Below are 6,492 nucleotides of genomic sequence, written 5' to 3' on the forward strand. Positions count from 1 at the left end.
GCTCGGGGCGATTTCCGAGGCCGAGGAATCGATGGCTGCGGCGCTCGCAAAACCGTGCGAAACGATCCGGGAGGAGGTCGTCGCGTCGGACGCGCTCAACATCGATGACACGCCGTTTCCCCAGGGTCTTGCAGAGAAAACGCGACTCGAATTGCGGCCCGACGGACACAAGGGCACCGCGAAACTCGGTGGACTGCTGGCCTGGCAGACCCGGCGATTCACCGAACTCATGACCGAGGACAACGGCTGGGTCGTGCACGTCCGCCCCGAGCAGGTGGTCGAGATCGCCATCGACGGAGTGCAGCGCTCGACCCGCTACCCCGGTGGCGTTGCACTGAGGTTCGCCCGAGTGGTCCGCTACCGCGACGACAAGCGACCGGACGAGGCCGACACGCTCGACGACGTGCTCGCCCTCAGGACGTGGTGAAGAACTCGTCACAGGTGTGTAACTCCGGGTTTCAGCAGGCCCTAGACTCGAGGCCATGACCAGCACCGCCACCGAGGACGCCACCCCGCGAGTCGACGGTCGGCGCTCCGCGGCAGCAGCCCGCCGCAGGCAGCGCGAACGCGAGATCCTCGACGCGACTCGAGCACTCTTCGACGAGCGCGGTGTGCGCGACGCCCAGATCGAGGACATCGCGCAGGCGGTGGGGATCAATCGCGCGATCGTCTATCGCCACTTCACCGGCAAGGAAGAGCTCTTCGCGCTCACCCTGGTGGGCTACCTCGACGAGCTGCGCGTCGTCCTCGCCGACAGCGTGGCCGGTCTCGCCGGCGCCGACGACCGCCTGGCTGCCACCGTCGGCGCGTTCGTCGACTACGGGCTCAAGCATCCTGCGTTCGTGGACTGCGCGCAGGCGCTGATGCGTCGCACCGGTCCAGAGCTGCTGGAGGAGATCAGCGAGGGCGCGATGTTCCGCCTCGGGCGTGCAGTCTCGGGCTGCCTGGCGGTGCTCGGCGACGTGCTCGAGGACGGCGTGGGATCCGGCGACTTCAACGTGCACGACACGACCCTGCTCGCCAACCAGCTCTACGCCTCCGGTCTCGGCTCCCTGCAGCTCGCCCGCGTGGGCATGCTGGTCAGCGAAGCGGCGCCCGGTGTCCCGCGCATCGACCGGGTGTCCGGTGAGCAGGTCAAGACCTACCTCGTGACGTCGGCCCTGGCGCTCGCCCGGCAGGGGATCTAGGACAGATCGAGGTCGTCCAGCGCGGTCATCACCGAGCCGTGGTAGGTCGGGAACGCGAAGTGCATGCGCCGTAGGACAGCCGGAGTGACCTTGGCGTGGACCGCGAGCGTCAGCAGCGCGACCAGGTCACCCCCGGTGGGGCCGACGGCGCTGGCGCCCACCAGCAGGCCGGTGGACGCGTCGGCCACCAGCTTGAGGTGGCCCTGGTTGCCTGCACCATCGAGCCAGCCCCGTGCCGACTCGCTGATGTCGGCGAAGCCGGTGCGGACGTCAAGACCCTGCTCGCGCGCCTGTTCCTCGCTCAACCCCACCGAGCCGATCTCGGGTTCGGTGAAGGTGACCCGGCTGACGGCGCGGTAGTCGGCGAGCGGTCCGTCCTCGCCGAGCAGGTCGCCCTTGGCGACCTCGGCCTGGTAGCTGGACACGTGCGTGAAGCGGCCGTGGCCGGTGATGTCGCCGATCGCCCACAGCTTCTCGCCGGCGCGCATGCGCTCGTCCGTCTCGACCTGGGAGGCGTCCGGATCGAGGCCGACGGCGTCGAGCCCGATGTCGGTGAGGTTGTTGCTGCGACCGGCCGCCACGAGGAGCCGCTCGGCGCGGATGCGGAGGTCACCGGCGGAGATCGTGAAGCCGTCGTCGTAGTCCACCCGAGAGATGTCCACGCCGGTGTGGACGGCGATGCCCTCGGTCTCGAACACCCGGGTGAGCAGCGCGCTCGTCTCCGGCTCCTCGACGGCCAGCAGCCTGTCGGCGGCCTCGAGGACGGTGACCTCGACGCCGAAGCGCGCCAGCGCCTGCGCCAGCTCGCAGCCGATCGGGCCGCCGCCGATGATGGCCAGGCTGGCCGGCAGCTCGGTGACCTGCACGATGTCGCGGTTGGTCCAGTACGGGGTCTGGTCGAGGCCTTCGATGGGCAGCACGAGGGGCTCGGTGCCGGTGTTGAGCACGACTCCGAGCGCGGCGGCGTACGAGACGCCGTCGACCTCGACGACGCCCGGCGCCGTCAGTCGGCCATGGCCACGCACCAGGCGGACTCCGGCCTCCTGCACCGCCTTCGCGTTGGCGTCGTCAGTCCAGCCCCGGGTTGCCTCACCGGTGATCCGCTGGGCCGTGCGGGACCAGTCCGGCGTCACCGAGGCGGCACCGCTGAGCTTGTCGGCCAGGCGCACGGCACCGATCAGGTGCGATGCCCGGATCATCAGCTTGCTCGGCGTGCAGCCGTAGAACGGGCACTCCCCACCGACCAGGTGCATCTCGACACCCACGGTGTCGAGACCGGCCTCGGCCAACTGGGTCGCGAGCTCCTGACCACCCGGCCCGAGGCCGAGCACGATGACGTCGCAGGAGAGGGACTCACTCATGGCTGGTCCTTTCATCGGAACAGATGCGAATCGCGATGCAGAGGTCAGACGGTGGAGGGCTTGGCCTTCTCGATCGCGCCGAGGATCCCGTTGACGAACGTCGGCGACTCGTCCGTCGACAGGTCGCGCACCAGGCTGATCGCCTCGCTCACGGCGACGGCGTCGGGGACATCATCGACGTAGAGCAACTCGTAGACACCGATGCGCAGCACGTTGCGGTCGACCGCGGGCATCCGCCCCAGCGTCCAGCCCTCGCTGTACGTCGACAGCAGCTCGTCGATCCGGGACTGGTTCTCCACCACACCGCGCACGAGCCTGTCGGTGTAGTCGTTGGTCGGACCTTCACCGGCCTCGATGGCCCGATCGAGGGCGACGACTGCGCTCTCGGCGCGCATCTCGGAGGCGTAGAGCAGGTCAAGGGCGCGCTTGCGGGCCTTGCCGCGAGCAGACATCAGTTCTTGACGCGGCCGAGGTAGGACGAGTCGCGGGTGTCGACCTTGACCTTCTCGCCGGCGGTGATGAAGAGGGGCACCTGGATCTGGTGACCGGTCTCGAGCGTGGCGGGCTTGGTGCCACCGGTGGAACGGTCGCCCTGCAGGCCCGGCTCGGTCTCGGCGATCAGCAGCTCCACCGACGCGGGGAGCTCGACGAACAGCACGCGGCCCTCGTTGGTCGCCACGATGGCGTCCTGGTTCTCCAGCATGAAGTTCCTGGCATCGCCGACGATCTCGGGCGCGACCTCGAGCTGGTCGAAGGTCGAGGTGTCCATGAAGACGTAGGAGGTGCCGTCGTTGTAGAGGTACTGCATCGTCCGCTTGTCGACGCTGGCGGTCTCGACCTTCGTGCCGGCGTTGAACGTCTTGTCCACGGTCTTGTTGGACTCGACGTTCTTCAGCTTGGTGCGCACGAAGGCCGGGCCCTTGCCGGGCTTGACGTGCTGAAACTCGATGACGGCCCAGAGCTGGCCCTCGATGTTGAGGACCATGCCGTTCTTGAGGTCGTTGGTGGTTGCCATGGCGTGCGATCAGCCTCACTACGTTCGGTCGGGAGTCTCATCAACCCTAGCGCCCGGGCTCTGCGCGATCCGATTCGGTGGCGATGTAACACCACGCACTGCTGGCGACGTGTACCAGGTGACGGGCGGCTTCACGCCGCATCGCACCGAACAGGAGCACTGAATGCGACCCCTGAACCTCAACACGAAGCTCGCCGCCATCGCCGTGGCGTCCGTGACCATCATCGGCGGCACGTACGCCATCGGCGCAGCGGCGACCGGCGATGCGGCAGCCCCCGCCCCGGGCACCTCCCAGGTGGACGACTCCACCACGGACGACGCCGAGGACGCGGCCCCCCCCCCGCCCACGCCGACCCCCCCCCCCACCCCCACCCCCCCCCCGCCCCCCCCGCCGACCGCGCAGCCCCGCGACCACGCAGACGAGGCCGACGAGGCTGACGAGGCCGACGAGGCCGACGAGGCCGACGCGACGCACGCCCCGTCCCCGACCGCCACGCCGACCCCCACTCCGTCGGCCACGCCGACGATGGACGACGACGAAGCCGACGACGACGAAGCCGATGAGGACGAGCACGCCAGCGGCCACGACGACTCCGAGGACGCCGACAACGACGACCAGGGCGACGACAACGACGCCGACGAGGCCGACGAGGCCGACGACCAGGGCCACGACGACGACGCCGACGACGCCGCCGACGACGAGAGCAACGACGACGACTGACGGGCGTAAGGTCGAGGCAGCTGCGGAACAGGACAGGCGAGATACACGTGATGGATGACAACAAGCAGGCAACGGCCGGGTTGCGCATCGACCCCATGCCGGCTCCCGTGCCGGATCACTTCATCGCGTAGCTCGCCGCCAACGCAGCTGCCTCGACCACCCCGCGCCACGCTCGTCGCTGGGCACCCGTCCTGGCGGCCGCCGCCTGCACGGCGGTGATCGGTGCCGCCGCTCTCATCGCCGGCACGCAGCTCGACCCGCCGGGCGTCGACCCGGTGCAGAAGCCTGACGCACCCTCGCAGACCGAGACCCCTGATCCCCCGGCCCCGTCCCCGGACCTGTCGACACCCCCCTCGCCCACCACCGACCGTGACCCGAGCGTCGATCGCTCCGACGTCGAGACCGAGGCCCCCGGCTCGATCCCCGCCGCGACCCCGAGCGCCGACGCCTCCCCCTCGGGCACCGACGACCATGCCGAGGACGCCACCGGACACGACGCCGCGGATGACACCGACGGCGCGGCGACCGGCAGGCCGGGATCCGGAGACGACGACTCCGACTCCGATGGTGGCGATGCCTCCGCGAGTCCCGATGTGGAGGACGACGAGCACTCCGGTCCCGGCAACGACGGTGAGGAGCCCGGCGACAACGACAGCGAATCAGACGAGGTCGAGGACAACGAGTAGGCCGTGACCTCGACCGGACTCGTCGACCACCTGAGACTCGGCGACCCCGCCGCCTGGCGCGAGGCCTATGAGGCCCACGCCGGGCGGTTGCTGGTGTGGTTGCGCGCTCTGGCGCCCGCCGACGTCATGTCGTCGGCCGAGGATCTCGCGGCGGAGACCTGGCTGACCGCCTCGACCAAGATCGGTGAGTTCCGCGGGAGCGACGACGACTTCGCCGGCTGGCTGTTCGGTATCGGCCGGCTGCATGCGCTCAACGCCCGGCGGCGAGAAACCCGTCGCGCCACCCTGCCGACGGACTTCGCAGCCGACGACCAGGTCCCCTCCGAGCATCACGCGCCAGCCGCCGACGAGGTGGCGATGCGCGTCGCCGCCGTCCGACAACTCATCGCCCCGCTGTCACCCCGCGAGCGCGACGTCATCGTCTGTCTGGAGGTCGCGGGGCTCGACATCCGCACCACCGCGGCCGCCCTCGACATGTCCCAGGCAACAGTCCGGGTCGCGCGCCACCGCGGTCTCGCCCGGTTGCGGCGACAGCCGAGCCTGAGCCGGATGAACGTCGTGGCGGCGCCCCCGTCGGTGACAGGCCGGCCGTAGCCACGTCACCGTCGGGGCCTCCTCAGCGCAGCCCGCGGACATAGGCCGACACCGTGCGGATCTCCTTGAGGCGCTGCTCCCAGGTGACCCCGACGACCGTGAGCACGACCCCGACGAGCCCGATCAGCACCCACTGCGGGATCACCTCTGCCAGCGTCGCCTGCCGCAGCACGACCAGCGCGCCGACTCCGGCGCCGGCCAGCAGCGGGGCGGCCCAGCCGCGGGCGAGCCCGATGGCGACGAGCACCACGCAGGCGAGGCCGAGGAGCACCGAGCGGAGGCCGAGCGGGTCGACCAGGACCTGGAGCAACGTCGGAACGAGCGCCAGGCCAAGTCCGGGTGCCAGGGTGGAGATGCTCGACCTGTGGCCGCGCAGGAGCGCCACGCTTCCGGCCGTCAGCAGGACGAGCGCCAGCGGGAGGGTGTAGGCCTCAACGGTGTCGACGCCGATCTGCTGGAGACGAATCCACTGGGCCGTCGTCAGGAGAAGCAGGCCCAGCCAGGCGAGGTGGCGCCGCTCCGGGTTCAGCAGCGAGGACACGGTGGCGATCACGCCGGCGATGGTGAGATAGATGGCGAGCCACGTCTGGTCGATCGCGCCCGCGCTCACCACCGAGCCTGCGACCGCGAGCACCGAGGCCGCGCTGGCCGACACCTCGCGCTCGAGGACGGGGCGGAACACGTTCGCAACGCCGAGGAGCTGCAGCTGGTGCAGGTAGCGCCAGGCGGTGTCGATGTCGGTCAGGTGCGCGACCGTCCAGATCAGCCCGGCTCCCGTGAGGGGGGCCAGGAAGGTGCCGGCGAGGGTCAGGTCCACCGGTGCCCGCGCACCCCTCAGCTCCGCTGTCAGGGCTGCCACGGTGAAGACGGCGAGGACTGCGGCCGTGAGCCAGTCGCTGGCGAGTCCGGCCAGCAGCACCAGCGCGGC

Annotated in this window: 8 protein-coding genes and 1 pseudogene; 5 read left to right on the plus strand and 4 right to left on the minus strand. The window is 70.3% G+C overall.

The window, feature by feature from the left end; translation table 11 throughout:
• Positions 1-427, plus strand: a pseudogene (locus RMO85_RS16775) (hypothetical protein); the annotation flags it as partial.
• Between the two features lie 55 nt (positions 428-482).
• Positions 483-1,187: a TetR/AcrR family transcriptional regulator gene (locus RMO85_RS16780; RefSeq protein WP_310529863.1), complete on the plus strand. Its 705-nt coding sequence runs from the start codon at positions 483-485 to the stop codon at positions 1,185-1,187.
• On the opposite strand, the gene RMO85_RS16785 is transcribed toward RMO85_RS16780, so the two are convergent.
• From RMO85_RS16785 to efp, 3 genes are read right to left on the minus strand one after another with little or no spacing between them, the layout of a single operon-like run.
• Entirely contained in the window at positions 1,184-2,548 is a 1,365-nt protein-coding gene (locus RMO85_RS16785; protein WP_310529864.1) for an NAD(P)/FAD-dependent oxidoreductase, read from the minus strand. The genes RMO85_RS16780 and RMO85_RS16785 overlap by 4 nt on opposite strands.
• Before the next feature lie 44 nt (positions 2,549-2,592).
• On the minus strand, positions 2,593-3,000 hold the full coding sequence (gene nusB, locus RMO85_RS16790) for a transcription antitermination factor NusB (protein WP_310529865.1): 408 nt from the start codon (positions 2,998-3,000) through the stop codon (positions 2,593-2,595).
• On the minus strand, positions 3,000-3,563 hold the full coding sequence (efp, locus tag RMO85_RS16795; protein WP_310529866.1) for an elongation factor P: 564 nt from the start codon (positions 3,561-3,563) through the stop codon (positions 3,000-3,002). The genes nusB and efp overlap by 1 nt, the downstream gene beginning before the upstream one ends.
• A gap of 163 nt (positions 3,564-3,726) precedes the next feature.
• Between efp and RMO85_RS16800 the strand changes: the two genes are divergently transcribed.
• The 3 genes from RMO85_RS16800 to RMO85_RS16810 all read left to right on the plus strand — a co-directional run bounded on the left by RMO85_RS16800 (position 3,727) and on the right by RMO85_RS16810 (position 5,564).
• Positions 3,727-4,284: a hypothetical protein gene (locus RMO85_RS16800; RefSeq protein WP_310529867.1), complete on the plus strand. Its 558-nt coding sequence runs from the start codon at positions 3,727-3,729 to the stop codon at positions 4,282-4,284.
• A gap of 215 nt (positions 4,285-4,499) precedes the next feature.
• On the plus strand, positions 4,500-4,970 hold the full coding sequence (locus tag RMO85_RS16805) for a hypothetical protein (RefSeq protein WP_310529868.1): 471 nt from the start codon (positions 4,500-4,502) through the stop codon (positions 4,968-4,970).
• A gap of 3 nt (positions 4,971-4,973) precedes the next feature.
• Positions 4,974-5,564 carry a sigma-70 family RNA polymerase sigma factor gene (locus RMO85_RS16810; RefSeq protein ID WP_310529869.1) on the plus strand — a complete coding sequence of 197 codons (591 nt, stop codon included), beginning with the start codon at positions 4,974-4,976 and terminating at the stop codon, positions 5,562-5,564.
• A gap of 22 nt (positions 5,565-5,586) precedes the next feature.
• Here RMO85_RS16810 and RMO85_RS16815 read toward each other — a convergent pair.
• Positions 5,587-6,492: SCO7613 C-terminal domain-containing membrane protein (locus tag RMO85_RS16815; RefSeq protein ID WP_310529870.1), on the minus strand; the 906-nt coding region annotated here is incomplete at its 5' end.

Source organism: Nocardioides sp. (assembly GCF_031422975.1).
Taxonomy (GTDB): domain Bacteria; phylum Actinomycetota; class Actinomycetes; order Propionibacteriales; family Nocardioidaceae; genus Nocardioides.